17 protein-coding genes and 1 riboswitch are annotated in these 20,362 nt (G+C 46.4%); of the genes, 11 read left to right on the top strand and 6 right to left on the bottom strand.

The window, feature by feature from the left end; translation table 11 throughout:
• Nucleotides 1-17: 17 nt before the first annotated feature.
• From ACZMB2_RS02040 to ACZMB2_RS02030, 3 genes are read right to left on the bottom strand one after another with little or no spacing between them, the layout of a single operon-like run.
• Nucleotides 18-725 carry a response regulator gene (locus ACZMB2_RS02040; RefSeq protein ID WP_487595279.1) on the bottom strand — a complete coding sequence of 236 codons (708 nt, stop codon included), beginning with the start codon at nucleotides 723-725 and terminating at the stop codon, nucleotides 18-20.
• Nucleotides 694-1,860, bottom strand: a complete 1,167-nt coding sequence (locus ACZMB2_RS02035) for a sensor histidine kinase (protein WP_487595278.1) — start codon at nucleotides 1,858-1,860, stop codon at nucleotides 694-696. Before ACZMB2_RS02035 ends, ACZMB2_RS02040 begins: the two co-directional genes overlap by 32 nt.
• Nucleotides 1,861-1,878: 18 nt before the next feature.
• Nucleotides 1,879-3,057 carry a nucleotidyltransferase gene (locus tag ACZMB2_RS02030; protein ID WP_487595277.1) on the bottom strand — a complete coding sequence of 393 codons (1,179 nt, stop codon included), beginning with the start codon at nucleotides 3,055-3,057 and terminating at the stop codon, nucleotides 1,879-1,881.
• A gap of 186 nt (nucleotides 3,058-3,243) precedes the next feature.
• Here ACZMB2_RS02030 and ACZMB2_RS02025 point away from each other — a divergent pair, with 186 nt between their 5' ends.
• From ACZMB2_RS02025 to ACZMB2_RS01990, 8 genes are all read left to right on the top strand, one after another.
• Nucleotides 3,244-5,295, top strand: coding sequence for a DNA topoisomerase (locus ACZMB2_RS02025; RefSeq protein ID WP_487595276.1), 2,052 nt, complete (start codon nucleotides 3,244-3,246; stop codon nucleotides 5,293-5,295).
• A gap of 4 nt (nucleotides 5,296-5,299) precedes the next feature.
• Nucleotides 5,300-5,971: an acyltransferase gene (locus ACZMB2_RS02020; RefSeq protein ID WP_118769277.1), complete on the top strand. Its 672-nt coding sequence runs from the start codon at nucleotides 5,300-5,302 to the stop codon at nucleotides 5,969-5,971.
• Entirely contained in the window at nucleotides 5,961-6,692 is a 732-nt protein-coding gene (locus ACZMB2_RS02015) for a TraX family protein (RefSeq protein ID WP_487595275.1), read from the top strand. The genes ACZMB2_RS02020 and ACZMB2_RS02015 overlap by 11 nt, the downstream gene beginning before the upstream one ends.
• Before the next feature lie 15 nt (nucleotides 6,693-6,707).
• Complete coding sequence (locus tag ACZMB2_RS02010; protein ID WP_487595274.1) at nucleotides 6,708-7,277, top strand: flavodoxin family protein; 570 nt, start codon at nucleotides 6,708-6,710, stop codon at nucleotides 7,275-7,277.
• Nucleotides 7,261-7,989 (top strand): 2-phosphosulfolactate phosphatase, encoded by a 729-nt coding sequence (locus tag ACZMB2_RS02005; protein WP_487595273.1) that lies wholly within the window; start codon nucleotides 7,261-7,263, stop codon nucleotides 7,987-7,989. Before ACZMB2_RS02010 ends, ACZMB2_RS02005 begins: the two co-directional genes overlap by 17 nt.
• Nucleotides 7,990-8,094: 105 nt before the next feature.
• Nucleotides 8,095-8,808, top strand: a complete 714-nt coding sequence (locus ACZMB2_RS02000; protein ID WP_118769281.1) for a response regulator transcription factor — start codon at nucleotides 8,095-8,097, stop codon at nucleotides 8,806-8,808.
• Complete coding sequence (locus ACZMB2_RS01995) at nucleotides 8,783-11,137, top strand: sensor histidine kinase (RefSeq protein ID WP_487595272.1); 2,355 nt, start codon at nucleotides 8,783-8,785, stop codon at nucleotides 11,135-11,137. The genes ACZMB2_RS02000 and ACZMB2_RS01995 overlap by 26 nt, the downstream gene beginning before the upstream one ends.
• 111 nt (nucleotides 11,138-11,248) lie before the next feature.
• Nucleotides 11,249-12,616, top strand: coding sequence for an NCS2 family permease (locus ACZMB2_RS01990; RefSeq protein ID WP_487595271.1), 1,368 nt, complete (start codon nucleotides 11,249-11,251; stop codon nucleotides 12,614-12,616).
• Between the two features lie 71 nt (nucleotides 12,617-12,687).
• Here ACZMB2_RS01990 and ACZMB2_RS01985 read toward each other — a convergent pair whose 3' ends face one another.
• Nucleotides 12,688-13,032 carry a hypothetical protein gene (locus ACZMB2_RS01985; RefSeq protein WP_487595270.1) on the bottom strand — a complete coding sequence of 115 codons (345 nt, stop codon included), beginning with the start codon at nucleotides 13,030-13,032 and terminating at the stop codon, nucleotides 12,688-12,690.
• A gap of 4 nt (nucleotides 13,033-13,036) precedes the next feature.
• Entirely contained in the window at nucleotides 13,037-14,005 is a 969-nt protein-coding gene (locus tag ACZMB2_RS01980) for a carbohydrate kinase family protein (protein ID WP_487595269.1), read from the bottom strand.
• Between the two features lie 155 nt (nucleotides 14,006-14,160).
• Between ACZMB2_RS01980 and ACZMB2_RS01975 the strand changes: the two genes are divergently transcribed.
• Nucleotides 14,161-15,813 carry a SulP family inorganic anion transporter gene (locus tag ACZMB2_RS01975; protein WP_487595268.1) on the top strand — a complete coding sequence of 551 codons (1,653 nt, stop codon included), beginning with the start codon at nucleotides 14,161-14,163 and terminating at the stop codon, nucleotides 15,811-15,813.
• Between the two features lie 52 nt (nucleotides 15,814-15,865).
• Here ACZMB2_RS01975 and ACZMB2_RS01970 read toward each other — a convergent pair whose 3' ends face one another.
• Nucleotides 15,866-16,810, bottom strand: a complete 945-nt coding sequence (locus ACZMB2_RS01970) for an AEC family transporter (protein WP_487595267.1) — start codon at nucleotides 16,808-16,810, stop codon at nucleotides 15,866-15,868.
• Nucleotides 16,811-17,053: 243 nt separating this feature from the next.
• On the opposite strand from ACZMB2_RS01970, the gene ACZMB2_RS01965 reads away from it, so the two are divergent.
• Both ACZMB2_RS01965 and ftsH read left to right on the top strand, forming a co-directional pair.
• The gene (locus ACZMB2_RS01965) at nucleotides 17,054-18,085 is read left to right on the top strand and encodes an RpnC/YadD family protein (protein ID WP_487595266.1); all 1,032 of its coding nucleotides are present in this window, start codon (nucleotides 17,054-17,056) and stop codon (nucleotides 18,083-18,085) included.
• A 137-nt stretch (nucleotides 18,086-18,222) separates the two neighbouring features.
• Nucleotides 18,223-20,061: an ATP-dependent zinc metalloprotease FtsH gene (gene ftsH / locus ACZMB2_RS01960; protein WP_487595265.1), complete on the top strand. Its 1,839-nt coding sequence runs from the start codon at nucleotides 18,223-18,225 to the stop codon at nucleotides 20,059-20,061.
• Nucleotides 20,062-20,092: 31 nt separating this feature from the next.
• Nucleotides 20,093-20,278: riboswitch (cobalamin riboswitch) on the top strand.
• The last annotated feature ends 84 nt before the right edge of the window (nucleotides 20,279-20,362 follow it).

The following is a 20,362-nucleotide window of genomic DNA, read 5'->3' as shown; positions in this document are numbered from 1 at the left end:
ATTATTATCAGCACATCTTATGCGTCTTCTTCTGCCATGCGGTAGCCAACGCCGATTTCAGTAAAAAGATAAATCGGCTCTGCAGGGTTTGGCTCCAGTTTCCTTCGGATATTTGCCATATGTACCCGGAGACTGGTGTTGTCATTTTCGGAATAAGGTCCCCATACATATTCAATCAGTTTATCATAAGTGAGCACGCGGCCACTGTTCTGAGCCAGAAGCGCCACGATTTTGTATTCGTTCTGAGTCAGATGGATGTCCGTTTCGTCTCTGGTGACTAGTCGTTTTTCAAAATCAATGGTCAGACCGCCATGGTGATAGGGATGGAGGAGCGGATCGCTGCCTGTCTGGTGCTGCATGGTATGGCGGAGGGCCGTCCGAATTCTTGCCAGAAGCTCGGAATTACCAAAGGGTTTCGTGATGTAGTCGTCAGCGCCCAGATCCAGTGCCAGTACCTTGTCCTGTTCCTGGGTACGGGCAGAGATCACGAGAATGGGAATTGCGGACCAGGTTCTTATTTTCTGAATCACTTCTGTACCATCCAGATCAGGAAGTCCCAGATCTAAAAGAATTAGATCCGGTGAGGAAGAAGCGGCCTGGGAAAGCCCTTCAACAGCATTTGAGGCAGGAATTACCTGATAATCCTGGGATTCCAGGACAGAGGTAATAAAGTTCAGAATATTTCTCTCATCTTCAATGACGAGGATTCGAATCATTGGTTTCATGATGGATTTCCTCCTTTGGAATGGTAAAACGGAATTCCGCTCCTTCTGCATGGTTCCGTGCGGTAATCTCGCCGTTATGGGCATTGACGATGGCTTTGCAAATAGAAAGTCCAATGCCCATGCCTTTGCGGGCATCCACAGTGGATGCGGCAGAGCTGGGAGCAGACGGAACCGCGTCAAAGATGCTTGACAGACGGTCCTGGGCAATTCCGGTTCCATAGTCACGGATGCAGAATTCGATGGCATCTTCGGTACTGCTTAAGACACATTCCAGCGGTTTCGTGCTGTGGGCATGAAAATATGCATTTTCAATGAGATTCAGGAGCACCTGCTTTATGAGCAGCGGATCCATGGGGGCAGTTACGAATTCATCGGGAATGACGGTCTTAATCTGCAGATCCGGGTATCGTTTTCGGGAAGTGGACACTGCATCAAAGAGCACTTCTTCTGCAACCTCTGGCGTTTTTTTCAGAACGTTGGCTCCTCCGTCGGTAATCCGGGTGATGGACAGAAGATTTTCAACCATATGGAGCAGCCAGTTGGCATCCTCATAGATTTCAGAGACCAGTTTCCGTTTTTCTTCCGGTGGAAGAGCAGCTTCATTTTCCAGATAAGAAGAGCTGGCTCCGATCATGCTGGTGAGAGGGGTTCTAAGATCATGGGAAACTGCCCGCAGCAGATTGGCGCGAAGCTTTTCTTTTTCTGCATCAGCCAGAAACTTTTCTGCTTCGTTAATTTTTCGCGCCTGATCTTTCATGCGGAAGGTGGTGGCACTGGTTAAAATGGAAATGAAGTACATGACCATAAAGGTGAAGGGATATCCGGACACCGCAAAACTGAACTGGCCAAACGGATAAGTAAACAGGTAATTTATGAAAAAAACACTGACAATACCAGAGATAATACCATATCGGTATTTGTCCGTGTGGTAGGAAATCATAATAATCGTCAGGATGTAAATCAGCGCCACATTGGCAGATCCGGTGGGATTGATGCGATGATACAAAGTGGAAAGTCCGGTGGCTGCCGCCATGGCCCAAATGGTAAAGAGCAGACTGAAATGGGCATGAAAGGTATGGGTGCGCGAAATCCGTTCCACAAAATCGGTGAACAGTTTCCAGATATAATTTTTCAAAAGCAGAACCTCCTGTGGTCAGATGACCAGCATTTTTCTTCGGTATTCATTCTGAAAGGGCCGTCCGTGCAGCAGGGAACGGACGGATTCATAAAGATGATCTGCATAGAGCTCTTTCGGTGGAATTCCAGCCTGGGAAATGGAAGTGATCACGGGCAGATTTCCATGAGCACTCAGTTCTTTCAGCAGTATGGCGGATGATTTTCGAAATCCGAGTACGCGGAATACACTTGCAGGCTTATATTCGCGGACATCCAGCAGAACATGGAGCAGTGCACGGCTTACGGAAGTGCGGGTCAGTTCCCGGGTTTTCAGAAGATCCGTAAAACCGGAAAAGGATGAAAATTCATCCAGTCGGTTCCAGATCCGGTTGGAGAGCTCGACACTGACACCAAAGTACTGTTCCAGTGGCTGATCCTGTAATGCCCGCAGCTTCTGCAAAAGGGGCAGGGAAAAGGAATTCTCCGAGATAGGTGACAGTCCTTCGTAGTCCTTATAGAGTTCCGGAAATGGAAGCTGCTGCAATATACGGTCAGTGAAGACGCCCTGACTCTTCATCAGAGCGTCCCGGATACCGCTGGCAGAGGCAGATCTTTCGTCTGTAATGGTAATGTCGTGGTAAGCATTTCCCTCCCGCTGAATGGTATGAGGAAGGATCGTGCTGTGAAGCCGCTTCAGAGCTTTCAAATATTCCAGTCCCAGCAGGTTGTTGGGGGTATCGAGAAGATTAGAGGCAAGCTCCGGTGCAAAGTCCTTCATGGCATGCGCCCGGGCAGCCGGGAAACTCATTCCCTTCTTTAAATACTTTCGAAGGAGAATCTGATATTCTTCCGGCTCCTCTGCCAGAATGTCTGCCAGCTTCTGAAGATCCATAAGAGAACCGCATTCACTGCCGAAGCAGAGATCTGTTACGATTCCTGTATCTGCCAGTATCTTCACAGCACCGGATGCAAAATATTCGGCGCTTCCCGTGGCGGCAGATACAGGAAGTTCCAGCACCAGATCAGCGCCGCTTCGCAAAGCCGCCTCCGCACGAGTGTACTTATCGAACATGGCAGGTGTCCCCCGCTGCACATAATTGCCGCTCATGACGACAATCACATAGTCCGCACCGGTTAATTCCCGCGCACGCGATAAATGAAACTGATGTCCCTTATGAAAAGGATTATATTCTGCGATGATACCTACAACCTTCATGAAAGTACTCCCTGAAAATAATAGTGCAGGGGTCAGGCGGGAGCGGTTCCGCTCACAGAATATCATGACCATCCCGCCTGACCCTTCAGCCACTGACGTAGACATGGAGAAGCCCCTACATCATGGACATTATAGCATAAGTATGTTACAATTGCACATGGCAAAGAATGAGAAAGTGTAGTACCTATGAATAAATCTTTATATATTGCGGAGAAGCCCAGCGTGGCGCAGGAATTCGCAAAAGCACTGAAACTGAATATGGCGCGAAAAGATGGCTACCTCGAATCCGACGAGGCCATCGTGACCTGGTGCGTGGGTCATCTGGTAACCATGAGTTATCCGGAAGTTTACGATGAAAAATACAAACGCTGGTCCTTGGAGACCTTGCCGTTTCTTCCCACAGAATGGAAATATGAGGTCATCGGCAGTGTAAAGAAGCAGTTTCAGATCGTGAGCGGACTTCTGAACCGGCCGGATGTGACATGTATTTACGTCTGTACGGACTCAGGGCGGGAAGGAGAATACATTTACCGTCTGGTAGAACAGATGGCAGGCGTGAAAGACAAAGAACGCCGGAGAGTCTGGATCGATTCCCAGACGGAAGAGGAGATCCTGCGCGGCATCCGGGAGGCAAAAGACCTGTCCGAGTATGATAATCTGGCAGGAGCTGCATACCTACGTGCCAAAGAAGATTACCTGATGGGAATCAACTTCTCCAGACTGCTGACTTTACAGTACGGAAGAGCTATTTCCGGCTTTCAGAACACTAAATACACGGTGATCTCCGTGGGCCGGGTTATGACCTGTGTTCTTGGTATGGTGGTTCGAAGAGAACGGGAGATCCGAAGCTTTGTAAAGACACCGTTTTACCGGGTGCTGCTGGTGCAGGATCTGGGTGGAAAGCCCTTTGACGGAGAATGGCGTGCTGTGGAAGGAAGCGCTTACTATCAGTCGCCGCTTCTTTATAAGGAAAATGGTTTCAAAAAAGAAGAGGACGCGAAAGCCCTGATTCACAAATTAAAAGCCATGGAACCTCAGGAGGCGGAGCTTGTCTCCATCGAGCGGAAGAAAGAGACCCGCTATGCGCCGCTTTTATTTAATCTGGCAGAGCTTCAGAATGAGTGTTCCAAGCGGTTCAAGATCAGTCCGGATGAGACACTGAAGATCACCCAGGAGCTCTATGAGAAGAAGCTGGTGACTTATCCTCGAACGGACGCCCGTGTGTTATCCACGGCGGTGGCAAAGGAGATTTATAAAAATATCGGTGGCTTACGGAATTATCAGCCGCTGGCAGAAGCAGCGGCAGAGATTCTGGAGAAAAAATCCTGGCAGGGGATTGGAAAGAGCCGCTATACCAATGACAAGCAGATTACCGATCACTATGCAATTATTCCTACTGGTCAGGGATTTGGAGCGCTTCGAAGTGTGTCACAGACCGGACAGCAGGTCTATGAGCTGATTGTGAGAAGATTTTTAAGCATTTTCTATCCGCCGGCGGTGTATCAGAAGGCAGCGCTGGTGACCTGTATGGGAACGGAGAAATTTTTTGCGAATTTCCGGATTCTCATGGAGGAAGGATATCTCAAAATCGCGCCGAAAGCCCTGGAGTTCAAGAAGAAAAAGGACGATGCAGGGGAAGAGGAGGAGACCGGAGGAGATGCTTCCACGCTGGAGCTTTTGATGAAGCTTCGGAAAGGCATGAAGCTTGCGGTGAAGAATGCAAAGATCAAGGAGGGAGAGACCTCTCCGCCCAAGCGTTATAATTCCGGTTCCATGATTCTGGCTATGGAAAATGCAGGACAGCTTATTGAAGATGAGGATCTGCGTGCACAGATTAAGGGAAGCGGCATCGGCACCAGCGCAACCAGAGCAGAGATTTTGAAAAAGCTGGTGAACAATAAATATATTGCGTTAAATAAAAAAACACAGATCATCACCCCCACTCTGCTGGGCGAAAATATTTTCGACGTGGTCAGCGTATCCATCCGGTCCCTTTTGAATCCGGAGCTGACCGCCAGCTGGGAAAAGGGACTTACCTATGTGGCGGAAGGCCAGATTACCCAGGATGAATATATGGGAAAACTGGAACATTTTGTCCGCAGCAGAACGGAGCAGGTGCTGGGAAGCCGACAGCATTTTGCCATGAGGCCTTATTTTGAGGCGGCAGCAGCATATTATAAAAAGACAGAGAAAACAAAAACGGAGCAGAAAACCCCGACAAAGCAAAAAGGAGAATAACAGTATGAGCAACATTACCATTCAGGATCTGTATGACTTAAACGAGACGATCGCAGCAGAGCTTTTTGACGGTCTGACCTATCCGTGGGAGGCACTTCCGAAAATCGGTGAATTTATCAAAAAATTAGGTGCAGCCCTCGATCCGGAGGAGTACGACAAAGTAGGCGAGGATGTATGGATTGCAAAATCTGCCAATGTATTTCCAAGCGCTTATATACATGGACCGGCCATCATCGGAAAAGAAGCAGAGGTGCGTCACTGTGCATTTATCCGCGGTAACGCACTGGTAGGCGAAGGGGCTGTGGTCGGCAATTCCACCGAACTGAAAAATGTGGTGCTTTTCAATAAAGTACAGGTTCCCCATTATAACTATGTGGGTGATTCTATTCTTGGATACAAGGCACATATGGGAGCGGGTTCCATCACGTCCAATGTAAAATCTGATAAACATCTGGTGAAAGTACATACACCGGAGGGAGATATTGAGACTGGTATCAAAAAATTTGGTGCCATGATCGGTGACAATGTAGAGGTTGGATGCGGTTCTGTCCTGAACCCGGGTACGGTGATCGGCAGACAGAGCAATATTTATCCGTTGTCTTCCGTAAGAGGTGTAGTGCCGGCACATTCTATTTATAAGAAACAGGGCGAAGTAGTGAAGAAGCATGAAGACTAAATGGGGGATCAGCGGCAGCGTACTTAAATGGTTTGCGGTTATCACCATGGTCATTGACCATTTCGGGGCATCTGTTCTGGAAACCTATGTGATGAACGTCTGGGGCAGGTCACCTCTGGGAAATCTGTTTTCCAATCACTGGAACGAATTACTGCGGGTGGACCGGATCTTACGGTATATTGGCCGGCCGGCCTTTCCGATTTTCTGTTTCCTTTTGGTGGAAGGATTTCTTCATACCAGAGATGTGAAAAAATATGCCATGCGGCTGGGAATTTTTGCACTGATCAGCGAGATTCCTTTTGATCTGGCAGTGCGCGGGAAATTCTTTGACTGGCAGTATCAGAATGTGTATGTAACTTTGCTGCTTGGACTTCTGACCATCTGGGCATTGAAAACCCAGAAGGATGTCTGGTATCTGCGTCTGGTGATTGCCGCAGCCGGATGTGCGCTGGGAGAACTGGTGCACTGTGACTATGGAGCAATGGGAGTGGCTTTGATTGTCGTGCTCTATCTTATGCGGGAATCCAGATTCCAGCAGTGTATCACAGGAGCGATCTGTACCTACTGGGAGCTTCCGGCACCGTTGGCTTTCATCCCCATCTGGTTTTATAATGGGGAGCGGGGGCGGCAGCCCAAATGGTTTTTCTATTGGTTTTATCCAGTTCATCTGCTGATCTACGGAGTTATCGGCAGTTGGATATTACCGGGAATTCTTCTATAAAAAAGAAAAGGAACAATGATGAAAACACTGATTATCACCGGATCACCGAGAAAAAAAGGACATACAATTGCCATGGCAGAATATCTGGCAGGACAGCTTGACGGCGAAGTGGAATGGCTGTCGGTGGATAACCGGAAAGACATTACTCCCTGCAGGGACTGTCGCTTCTGCTTTACCCATCCTAAATGTGCCATTGATGATCCTATGAATGAGATCTACGCGAAGCTCGACGCAGCGGATCGGATTATTTTCGCAGCTCCGGTATATTTTTATAATATTCCAGGATCCATGAAAGCAGTATTGGACCGGCTGCAGGTATACTGGGCAGCCATCATCCGGGGAGGGAGAAAAAAGCCTTACCGGAAAGGGGCGATTCTGCTGGTGGGCGGAGCACCGGAATCCGAACGGCAGTTTCTGGGAGCATCCACTACGTTCCAGTACATGCTGGATGATCTGGGAGCAGTCTGTGAAGGTATCGTGACTATGGGCGGCTCAGATAAGAAAGGACTTGCGGAGCGCCCGGATGTGAGAAAAAAATTGGACGAGCTGGCAGAAAGGCTCTGTCAGAATGAATCAGACAATTAGATTGAGGCAGAAAAAGATGAATATTCAGATTTTGGAAATGATAGAAGGGGCCAGACAGGCAAAAGGCCTGACCGTTATTATTGATGTCTTCCGGGCATTTTCCCTGGAGTGCTATCTGATGGCAAAACATCCGGCACAGTTGTGTCCGGTGGGGGCGAAAGAGACCGCTTATGCATGGAAAGAGAACCATCCGGAGGCGATTCTGATAGGAGAGCGTCACGGTGTGATTCTTCCGGGATTTCAATATGGCAATTCTCCGTCCCAGACCGCAGACGCTGATCTTGAGGGAAAGACACTGATCCACACCACCAGTGCCGGAACTCAGGGAATCGTCAATGCTGCCGGAGCAGAGGAGATTATCACGGGAAGCCTGGTCAACGCAGCGGCCATTGCGCGGTACATTCAGAAAGTACAGCCGGAGCAGGTGTCTCTGGTTGCCATGGGACTGGAAGGAAAGGCCTCCGCGCCGGAAGATGTTTTATGTGCCCGCTACATTAAGAGTCTGGTGGAAGGAACCGCTCTTGATATGGAGGCAGAACTGAAAACACTCCGTCACACCGAATCCGGGGAAAAATTTTTCCGGCCGGAGACCCAGGAGGTATTTCCGGCAGAAGATTATCAGCTGTGCACAGATGTGGACCGATTCGATTTTGTCCTGCAGGTAACCAGACGGTCAGAGGACATGTTTGAAGTGCATAGAGTAGATTTATAATTAGAAAGTATGCAGGTATTTCTTCAGAATTTTTTTAGAAATACCTGCATTTGATTTTAAGAATCGGCAGTTAGAATACAAGTCATGAAGGGCAGGAAAAGTGAAATGGAGAAATATCATGTGTTAGTCGTTGAGGACGACAAAGAGATTCGGGACGGAATCGAGATTTATCTGAAAAGTCAGGGCTATGAAGTATTCAAAGCTGCGGATGGAATCGAAGGACTGGAAATTATTTACCGGGAGGAAATCCACCTTGCCATTGTGGATGTGATGATGCCGAGAAAAGATGGAATCCAGATGGTCATGGAGATGCGTAAAGACTATGATTTCCCGGTGATTATGCTCTCTGCAAAATCGGAGGAAGTGGATAAGATTCTGGGACTTAACATGGGAGCGGACGATTATGTGACCAAACCCTTTACGCCGCTGGAGCTTCTGGCAAGGGTCAATTCCCAGCTGCGCCGCTACAGCCGTTATCTGGAAAAATTAAAGGACGGCGGCTCAAAGGAAGAAGAACAGCACATTTACCGGATCGGCGGTCTGGAACTCAACGAGGAAAAAGTAGAACTCCGGGTGGATGGTGTGCCGGTGAAGGTGACCCCGATGGAGTACCGGATTCTGTTGCTGCTGATGAAGCATCCGGGAAGAGTGTTCTCTTCTGATGAGATCTATGAGCGGGTCTGGAATGAGAAAGCAGTCAATTCAGATACGATCATGGTGCATGTGCGGAATATCCGTGAGAAGATCGAGATTAACCCGAAAAATCCAAAATATTTGAAGGTGGTGTGGGGCGTTGGCTATAAAATGGAAAAACAATAAATACAAAGGAATACTGGCAGTACTGCTTTGCGTGTCTTTGGCAGGTGTGATTATGTGCAATCTCTATCCGGTATTCTGGCAGAAAGCGCAGAAAAGGATTCAGACTTATCAGACAGAGGAAGAAGCCAGAGTAAGTAAAAATCGTGATGTGGCTGCATTTACAGTAGGTGACGACTTTGAACGGTATCTGTTATCCTCGATTTACTATCTGAATTATGAGATTACACCGGATATGAATGCCTATACTTATCTGACACAGAACTATGACAAAGGAAAACTGACAGACAGTGAGCAGGCGGGCTTAAAAGAAGCGGCCGCGAGACTCATGAAGAACATGAGAAACCAGTATGTAACGGTACAGGATATCTACGAATATGCCAGCTATGCGAAAGGGGTGGACAAAAATTTCGGCTCGGATGCCAGACTGCTGCAGGCAGTTTATAACGACGGAGTGGATATGTTTGATTACTATTCTTCCGGCCTGGTCATTTCCTATGACAGCAGAGGCGTTCCGGATATCCGTAAGACATGGAATCTCGATCTGGATGAGATCGGCGGCCTGTCAAATCTGACCGAATGTCTCACGCAGGCAACGATTGGACAGCTCATGGATGACAATGGCATGGATGAAGGCGAAGACTATGAGGTCAGCTATGATGAGACCGACGAGGATACTGCCATCAATGTGGAGTCGGGTACCGTGGTATCTGGTGATGAAACCTATCTGAGAGTTGATCAGGCTGGTAATGATGCACTGCTGAGGCAGATGTCACTTCCAATCATTCAGAATGTGACGTTTGTCTTCGGAATTAATGGAAATTATGACAGCTATAATTACATGGATGATGAGTACTGGGTGGAAAGAGTTGCTTATAATAACAGCGGTATTGCCACGGCAGGTATGGTCATCATCATTGCCATGGCATTGCTGGCGCTTATCCTGCAAAATATCCCTTCTCTCGAACTGCGGAAATACCGGATTTTCCGTCTGCCAACAGAAGTAAGCTTTGTGATCGGGTGTATGGGAGCAGTTGGTACAGTCTGGGCGCTGGGGAATGAATTTGCGATACTGACGCTTAAGAGAGGATCGGATTCTCTGACCGGTTACCTGGAATCAGATATGGCGTTGGGACAGTATGCCCCCGCAGTAGCGGTATTCTTGATCTGGCTGTTCTGGAGCTGCTTTGCATTTGGCTGGTACTGGCTGATGGCTTCCCTGCTTCCGTATATCACACATCCACTCCGGACGATCTGGGAACAGACGCTGTTCTTCCGGTTTTTCGTATGGCTGAAACGTCAGTGGCTCAGGCTGTGGAATTGGGCAACGGATGTGGAGCTGGATGAGCATCTGACCAGAAATATCTGGAAAGTGGTCGGCATTAATGGACTGATTGTGGTTCTGCTGTGCTGTATCTGGTTTGGAGGAATCTTTGGAGCAATTATTTATTCGATTCTTTTGTATGTACTCATCAAGAAAAAATGCGGAGAGATTCAGGAAAATTATAAAAAACTTTTAAATGTCACACAGACTATTGCTGATGGAGATCTGAATGCTTCTACGGAAGAGGACATGGGAATTTTTAATCCCATCCGGGATCAGCTGACTTCGATTCAAAGTGGGTTCCGGAAAGCGGTAGATGAGGAAGTAAGAAGCCGGAATATGAAGACGGAGCTTATTACGAATGTATCTCATGACTTAAAGACACCATTGACCGCTATTATCACCTATGTGGATCTGCTGAAAAAAGAAGATATCACAGAGGAAGAACGTAAAGAATATGTGGCAACCCTGGAGAAAAAATCCCAGCGGCTGAAAGTGCTGATTGAGGATTTGTTTGAGATCAGCAAGGCGACCACTGACAACATCGTCATGAATTATGACGAAGTAGATCTGGTGAGCCTTATCAAGGAAGTACGACTGGAAAATGAGGATAAGATTCAGTCAAGCACACTGGATTTCCGGTGGAGTCTGCCGGAGGAGAAATGTATCCTGCGTCTGGATCCGCAGAGAACCTTCCGCATTATTGATAACCTGGTGCAGAATATTCTGAAATATTCCATGGCTCATTCCCGCGTGTATATTGCCATGAACGATCAGGATGGAAAAGTTACCGTCAGCCTGAAAAATATGTCTGCCACGGAGATGAATTTTACACCGGAGGAGATCACGGAGCGGTTTGTAAGAGGTGATCTTTCCAGAAATACCGAAGGAAGCGGTCTTGGTCTTGCGATTGCCCAGAGTTTTACGGAACTGCAGGGCGGTGAATTTAAAGTAGAGACAGACGGAGATCTTTTTAAAGTCACAATTATGTGGAAGAAAGAGAAGTAGTATGCTATACTGTATAAGGATCAAAAAAGATCCCGCAGTGAGCCGGGCAGAGATGATTCATCTCTGCCCGATTTTTGCGGGAAAAAAAGTTTACAGGAGGGATTCAACATTATGTTGGAAAAAGTGTTTAAACTGCGTGAAAACCACACGACAGTGAAAACAGAGATTCTGGCGGGGATTACCACATTTATGACCATGGCATATATTCTTGCTGTGAATCCAAATGTATTAAGTGCGTCAGGTATGGACAGAGGAGCGGTCTTCACTGCAACGGTGCTGGCTTCATTTCTTGGAACTGCCTGCATGGCATTGTTTGCAAACTATCCGTTTGCATTGGCTCCGGGTATGGGACTGAATGCATATTTTGCTTATACGGTCGTCATCGGTATGGGGTATCCATGGCAGTCTGCGCTGGCAGCCGTTTTTGTAGAAGGTGTGATTTTTATTCTGCTTTCGCTGTTTAATATTCGTGAAGCAATTTTTAATTCCATTCCGTCGAACCTAAAGAAAGCAGTATCCGTAGGAATTGGATTTTTTATTGCCTTTATTGGTCTTCAGAATGCGAAAATTGTTGTTGGTGGAGCGACTCTGGTAGAACTGTTTTCCCTGGATGCGGTAGAGGGTGCAACCATGCAGGATGCGGGTATCTGTGTGATTCTGGCCCTCATCGGTGTATTTCTGACGGCCATTCTGGTTATCAAAAATGTAAAAGGAAATATTCTCTGGGGGATCTTAGGAACCTGGATTCTCGGTATTATCTGCCAGTTTACGGGGCTGTATGTGCCGAACCCGGAGATTGGATATTACAGTCTGCTTCCGGATTTTTCAGCGGGTATTTCCGTGCCGAGCCTGGCACCGATCTTTATGAAACTTGACTTTACATCTATTCCGGTGGCTGAGTTCATTGTTATCGTATGTGCGTTCTTATTTGTAGATATGTTTGATACACTGGGAACTTTGATTGGTGTGGCTACGAAAGCAGATATGTTAGATAAGGAAGGAAAACTTCCAAATATCAAGGGAGCCCTTCTGGCAGATGCGGTTGCAACGACAGCAGGTGCGGTACTTGGTACTTCTACGACGACCACTTTTGTAGAGAGTGCTTCTGGTGTGACAGAGGGAGGAAGAACGGGTCTTACTTCCATTACGACGGCAGTTCTGTTTTTGCTGGCACTGTTATTCTCCCCGGTTTTCCTCGCTATTCCGTCATTTGCAACGGCTCCGGCGTTGATTATCGTAGGATTCTACATGGTCAACCAGGTAGGACTGATTGATTTCTCTGATTTCAGTGAGGGAATTCCGGCATTTATCTGTATTGGGGCAATGCCGTTCTTCTACAGTATTTCAGAGGGGATCTCCATGGGAGTTATTTCTTATGTAGTTCTGAATCTTCTGACAGGAAAAGCAAGAGAGAAGAAGATCAGTCCGGTGATGTATATCCTGGCTGTACTGTTCTTAGTGAAATATTTCCTGATCTAGGAACTTTGAAAATAGATGATAAAAAGGCTGCTCGTTGTTGGACGGGCAGCCTTTTTTGTGAAAAATTTCGATTATTCAAACGGGTCTTCTTCCGGTTCAGAAATTTCTTCTGCCTCTTCAGAAACTTCTTCAGAAGCAGCAGCTTCTTCTTTTGCCTCTTTTGCAAGAGCCGCTTTCTTTTCCTCAATATTTGCTTTATGAACGGAGATAGCAGTGCAGTATTCGGATACGGCTTCGTCTACCGCTTCTCCGGCTGCGAATTTTTTGTAATAGTAAGCGCCGATCTTGGCCTCCAGTTCCCGGATGGATTTTTCGTCATGGAGAATCTGGGTCTTCAGACGGGTGTCTTCTACCAGTTCATTGGTTTTGTCAGCCGCAGTTTTTGCAAATGCATTCAGTTTTTCAAACAGTTCCATCAATTTATGCCTCCTGTTTTTTCAGAAAATCCAGAACTTCCTCACGGGTCGGCATGACGCGGAGGGCGCCTTTTCTGGTGGTGATGATGGAAGCGGCCGCATTGGCGAAGGTGAGCATTTCTTTTAACTGCTCATCCGTCAGTGCTTCCAGGTCATGCTCCAGTACATAGTTCAGGACACATGCACAGAAAGTATCACCGGCTCCGGTGGTCTCAATGGTATTTTCCTGAAGGAATGGAGCTACTTCTACATAATGATCACCATAGTATGCGCGGCTTCCGTCACGGCCCATGGAAACAAGAATCAACGGAATTGGGAATTCCTCGCGGATTTTCTTCACACCCGCAGTGAAATCATTTTCTCCGGTGAGCCACTGGATCTCATTATCAGAAATCTTCAGTACATCGCATTTCCCAAGTCCCCAGCGAACCTGCTCTTTGGCATTGTCAAGAGAATCCCAGAGCGGTTCTCTTAAGTTCGGGTCGAAACTGATGAGTGCACCGGCTTCTTTGGCAGTTTCTACTGCTTTTTTTGTGGTAGCGCGGATGCCGTCATGGGTCATGGACAGGGTGCCAAAATGAAAGATTCTGGTATCACGTACCAGGTCAAGGTTCAGCTCTTCCACAGTGAGCATCATATCAGCACCTGGATTGCGGTAGAAGGAGAAATCACGGTCTCCGTCTGCAAAGGTATGTACCAGTGCCAGGGTCGTATGCACTTCCTTGTCCATCAGCAGATTTTCCGTGCCGATACCAAGCTCCTCTAACGCTTTTTTCAGTGTTTTTCCAAACTGATCATTTCCTACTTTTCCAATAAAGGAAGTTTTCTTCCCAAGGTTATTTAACATGGAAAGTACATTGCAGGGAGCACCTCCCGGATTGGCTTCGAAAAGTCCGTTGCCCTGTTCACTCAGTCCGTTCTGGGTGAAATCAATAAGAAGCTCACCAAGAGCGATTACGTCGTATTTTTTCATAAGAAAAGCCTCCGTTCTTTAATATATCTATTGTACAAAAAAAACTGGTGCTTGAAAAGAGATACTTGTCATATTTTCGATTGATAATTAGGAAAAATCTGTGCTATAATTCTAAACTGTTGTGTATAAAGGATAGAAAGGAAATAGAAATACGGATGAATTCTTTAAAACCTATGTTATTGACTTCTTTAAAGTCATACAGCCGGGAACAGTTCTTTAAAGATGTGACGGCTGGAATCATTGTGGCGATTATCGCGCTGCCGTTGTCCATCGCACTGGCACTTGCATCAGGTGTGGGACCGGAGGCAGGTATTTTTACCGCAATTGTAGCGGGATTCGTGATCTCTGTACTGGGAGGGAGCAGTGTGCAGATTGCTGGTCCGACTGCAGCCTTTGCGACAATCGTGGCAGGAATTGTGGCAAGAGACGGACTGGATGGTCTGGTCATTGCGACAGCATTGGCAGGTGTGTTCCTGATTCTTATGGGACTTTGCCATTTTGGAACGCTGATTAAATTTATTCCATATACGATTACGACTGGTTTTACATCAGGAATTGCAGTGACTATCGTTATCGGGCAGCTGAAAGATTTCTTCGGTGTGACCTATCCGGATGGGGTAAAACCGATCGAGACCATGGAAAAACTGGAAGCATTTATCGGAAATATCAGTACGGTAAATACAGATGCATTGATTGTGGGTGCTGTCAGTCTGGCAGTCCTGATTGTATCTCCTTACATTTTCAAAAAAATTCCGGGTTCTCTGATCGCAGTCATTGTGGGAATCCTGATGGTGCAGTTTCTTCCGCTGAAGGTATCTACCATCGGAAATCTTTATACTATCAGTAATGCATTGCCATCCTTCCATCTTCCGGCACTCAGTCTGAAGTCGGTGGAAGCAGCCGTACCGAATGCATTTACCATCGCAGTGCTGGCTGCCATTGAGTCTTTGCTTTCCTGTGTGGTGGCCGATGGTATGATCAATGGAAAACATCGTTCTGACATGGAGCTGGTAGCTCAGGGTGCAGGAAATATTGCCTCTGCTCTGTTTGGAGGCATTCCGGCGACAGGAGCCATCGCAAGAACAGCAGCCAATATTAAAAATGGCGGGCGCACGCCGGTGGCCGGTATGGTACATTCCATCACACTGGTGATCGTTCTGGTCGTGCTGATGCCTTATGCTGGTATGATTCCTATGCCGACCATTGCAGCGATTCTGTTTATCGTAGCTTATAATATGTGCCAGTGGAGAACCTTCAAACATCTGGTGGAGACAGCTCCAAAGAGCGATATTATCGTGCTGGTAGTTACCTTTGTGCTGACGATTGTATTTGACCTCGTCGTAGCAATTGAGGTCGGCATGATTCTGGCATGTCTGCTTTTCATTAAACGGATGAGCGACGAGACTCATGTGGACAGCTGGATCTATATGGATGATGATTCTCAGATGGTTGATGAACATCTGCAGAAACTGTCTAAACAGATCCGGGTATATGAGATCACCGGACCGCTGTTCTTCGGTGCAGCCAGTGCCATTGAACATATTGTGGTGAAGGATTTTACGAAGTGTGTGGTATTCCGTATGCGTGCAGTTCCGGCGTTGGACAGTACCGCTATGAATGCCCTTCATAACCTGACGAAATACTGTGAATCAAAGGGAATTGCGCTGGTGTTCTCCCATGTGAATGAGCAGCCAAGACATGTTATGGAAAAAGACGGATTTCTGGAACTGGTCGGAAAAGAGAATTTCTGCGCAAATATTACAGAGGCTCTGAACCGGGCAGAAGAGATTGTACGTACGGCGAAATAAAAAAGGACATAAAATATCCGGGAAATCATCTGGTATGGTTTCCCGGATATTTTTATGCCAGAAATCCGCCAGCACTTAGGACATAGATCCATAATGTCATGGTAACAGCGGAGAACAGAGTGGTTGCTGCAACACAGCTGGCGGAGAGGGTACCGTCGTGTCCCATATTTTTCGACATGACATAAGATGCCGGAGTGGTAGGACTGCCCAGCATAATGAGAAGAGCGATGAGCTCCTGTCCGCGGAACCCGAATTTGATTGCAATGGGAAGGAAGATCATATCTAATAGCATTAGTTTGCAGAAGGACGCTGCAATGGTGGGTCCCAGTTTTTTGATTGCCTTGGCACCTTCGAAAGAAGCTCCGATGGAAAGGAGCGCCAGTGGAGTGGTCAGACTTCCAAGAGTGTTGAATGTCTTCTGAGCCATGGCCGGCAGGCCGATGGGCAGCAGATTGTAGATAGTACCGATCAGAATGCCATCCAAAATCGGGTTGGTCAGGATACCATAGAGGATGGCACCTGGATGAAGCTCACCTTTGTGGGATGGATTTTCAATGGTCAGAATCAGCACTGCAAAAATATTGAACAGCGGCACGCTGCCGAGCATCATAAGCGGAGCCATACCGGAAGTGCCATAGATATTCTGGATGAAGGCTACGCCAAGGATTGCTGCGCTGCTTCGGTAACAGGCTTGCACGAATTCACCGGTCAGACTTTTATCACGCAGGAAAATACGTGCCAGAATCCAGATGACGATGATGGAAATGGCGGTGGCTCCGAAACAGAACAGAACGAATTTGCCATTGAAATTTTCCGTCAGGTCAATGGATGTCATATCACAGAACAGCATGGCCGGAAGTCCGACACGAAAAACCAGCTTATCTGCCACGGAACAGAATTCTTTTGTCAGAAACTTTTTTTGCCCGAGCACATATCCTATGATAATCACGATAAAGATAGGAAGCGTGGAATTCAGGCTGAAAATCAGATTACTCATATGTAATGCCTCCGTCGCCGGTCAATGACCGGAATTTGTAGAAATAAATCTTTGTAAGTATATCATAAAATGGGAAAGAAAAAACTGGAAAAATAAATTTGTCAAAAGTAGACAAGAATTGTAAACAAAGTGTAAACATAGTTGCTTTTTCTGAAACAAACAGTATACTGAACATATCTTAAGATATTTCAAATCGTTCGATAAAGAAATCCCATGACTAAATATAACGACAGGAGGAATTATGTGAGTAACCTGAAACATGCAGTTATGAATATGGAAATAGGAAAAACAAAGTACGATCAGACCATGAAAGAACTGTTGTCGGACAGACAGGTGCTGACCTGGATTTTAAAACGTTTTGTGCCGGAATACCAGAATTGTGAACTGGAGGATATTGAGAAGAAATATATTCAATCGGAGACAATTATGGTGTCGAAAATTGGAGTGGAGCAGGGCAGTGAAAACATCCAGGGGATAAGAAATGAGGATGCGGTACAGGGCGAGGCAACTGTATTTTATGATGTACTTTTCCATGTCTGGTATCCGGGCATGAATGGAAAACAGATAGGCATGTACCTGAATCTGGAAGCACAGTCTGACTACTATCCAGGTTACCCCATAGAGCCAAGAGGAATCTATTATGCAGCCAGGCGATTGACAGCACAGTTAAAAAAGATTGATAAGGATACGAATTATGGAGCTTTACAGAAAGTGTGCAGTATCTGGCTGTGTATGGGGAATGTTCCAGTATATGAAGAAAATACAGTAAGCTTGTATTCTTTAAACAAAAATGATATAATTGGTACAGCAAAAAGAAACGAAGAGATCTATGATTTGATGAGCGTCATTATCATGAGATACAATGACAAAACAGAATTGAAGGATAAGACACTTCAAATGCTACAAACATTATCAAGTGACAGACTTTCAAAAGAAGAAAAACTGGAAAAACTGAAGAATCTGGGAATGCGTGTGGATGACCGGATCAAGGAAGGAGTTGGGAAAATGTGTAATATGGGAGATTACATAGAGGCAAAGGCGATCAAAAAAGGAATCGAGCAGGGAATAGAACAAGGCATATCAAAAGGAAACGAGCAGACAGAGATCAGATTTGTAAGAGTACAATTGGAAAAGAAGAAAAGAACCCCGGAAGAAACGGCTGAGCTACTGGATATGCCATTAGGATATATTCAGAAGATAGCAGATATACTGCAGACATGTGCTGGAGCAAGTGATCTGCAGATCGCGGGAAAATTGGTGGATATGAGAGTATAATAAATGTAAAAGAAGTGTCTCATAATATTAAGTTGAAAAGGAGAATCATATCAAATTATCACCTACAGTTTACATTTAATTCACGTTTCGGTGCTATGGTACACTGCAATTAACGATAAAAGGAGGAGTAAACGCATATGCAGCAGGTTAAGAAACCAAAGAAGCCATTGATATTTTATTATGTTCTTGTGCTTCTGGTAATGTTTGTATTAAATACGTTTGTAGTTCCTGGTTACTTAAAGCATCAGATCAAGGAAGTAGATTATGGTACGTTCCTGACCATGCTGGATGACAAGGAAGTAGCAATGGCCCAGGTAGAGGATGATGTGATCTATTTCACGGATAATAATAAAGACAATCCTACTTATTATTCAACAGTGCCCTTCCCGAATGATACGAGTCTGGTGGACCGTCTGATGGCATCGGGATGCGATTTCGGTGCAGTGCAGGAGCAGGATTCATCATTGTTTGATCAGATTATTCTGGTAGTGATCCAGATTGCTATTTTTGTCGCAATTGGACAGATTTTGTCCAGAATGCTGATGAAAAAAATGGGCGGAGGCGGACTCGGCAATGCCATGCAGTTTGGAAAGAGCAATGCCAAGATCTATGTAGCCAGTGAGACGGGGATCAAATTTCGTGATGTGGCTGGTGAGGATGAAGCAAAAGAGCAGCTTCAGGAGATTGTTGATTTCCTCCATAATCCGGCAAAATATCAGGCGATTGGTGCAACGATGCCCAAAGGTGCCCTGTTAGTCGGCCCTCCAGGAACTGGTAAAACTTTGCTGGCAAAGGCGGTAGCCGGTGAGGCGGAAGTACCCTTCTTTTCCATCTCCGGTTCGGAATTTGTAGAGATGTTCGTTGGTATGGGTGCGGCCAAGGTAAGAGATTTGTTTAAGCAGGCAAATGAAAAAGCACCGTGTATCGTGTTCATTGATGAGATTGATACCATCGGTAAGAAGAGAGATGGCTCCGGCATGGGTGGAAATGATGAGCGTGAGCAGACGCTGAACCAGCTGCTCACCGAGATGGATGGTTTTGACGGTTCCAAGGGTGTTGTGATTCTGGCAGCAACCAACCGTCCGGAAACGCTGGATCCGGCACTCTTACGTCCTGGACGTTTTGACAGAAGAATTCCGGTAGAACTTCCGGATCTCATCGGCCGTGAGGCAATCCTGAAAGTTCATGCCAAGAAAGTAAAACTGGGAGATGATGTGGATTTTCATGCGATGGCAAGAGCAGCAGCCGGAGCCTCTGGTGCAGAGCTTGCCAATATGATTAATGAAGCAGCTCTTCGTGCGGTCAGAAGTGGGCGGACCTATGTAAACCAGTCAGATCTGGAAGAGAGTATTGAAGTGGTTATCGCCGGATATCAGAAGAAAAATGCCGTACTTTCTGACAAGGAAAAACTGATTGTGGCATACCACGAGACTGGACATGCACTGGTAGCGGCGCTTCAGAGTCATTCTGCCCCGGTTACCAAGATTACGATCATTCCGAGAACTTCCGGTGCCCTTGGCTATACGATGCAGGTGGAGGAACATGATCAGTATCTTCTGAGCAAAGAAGAACTGGAGAACAAGATTGCAACTTACGCAGGCGGACGTGCGGCAGAGGCTCTGATCTTTGGTTCCATTACTACGGGTGCTTCCAATGATATCGAGCAGATGACGAAACTTGCAAGAGGTATGATTACCCGTTATGGTATGAGTGATGAGTTTGGCATGATGGCACTGGAAACGGTAAATAACCAGTACATGGGCGGAGATACTTCTCTGGCATGTGCAGCGGAGACGGCAGCCGTTGTGGATGAGAAGGTAAAAGCCCTTCTTAAGAAGGAGTATGACAAAGCTATGACCCTGTTGACGGAGAATAAACAGCAGCTTCATGCCCTTGCAAAATACCTGTATGAGAAAGAGACGATTACAGGAGATGAATTCATGCAGGTGCTGAAAGAAAATTCTGGTGTAAATTGACGAACTATAAGAAATATGATATGCTTTCCTATATGCAAAACCATCAGAAAGTGCTTAGTGAAGCCTAACAGGGAATCGGGTGAGAAGCCTGAACGGTCCGGCCACTGTAAGCGGGAATGAGGAGACTGCAGTAACCATTGCCCTATAAGGGTGAGAAGGGAAAGTTCTTCCTTAAAAGACCGTGAGTCAGGAGACCTGCTATCTGATCTGGGAGAGCTTCCGAAGAAAGCAGATCCTGAAAATTTCTGACAAAGAAATACATTCAGATCAAAAGAAAAATGAGGGAGTCTTCGCGGCTGTG

It is taken from the genome of Hominiventricola sp. (assembly GCF_057604405.1).
This window is presented reverse-complemented; position numbering and strand designations above follow the sequence as displayed.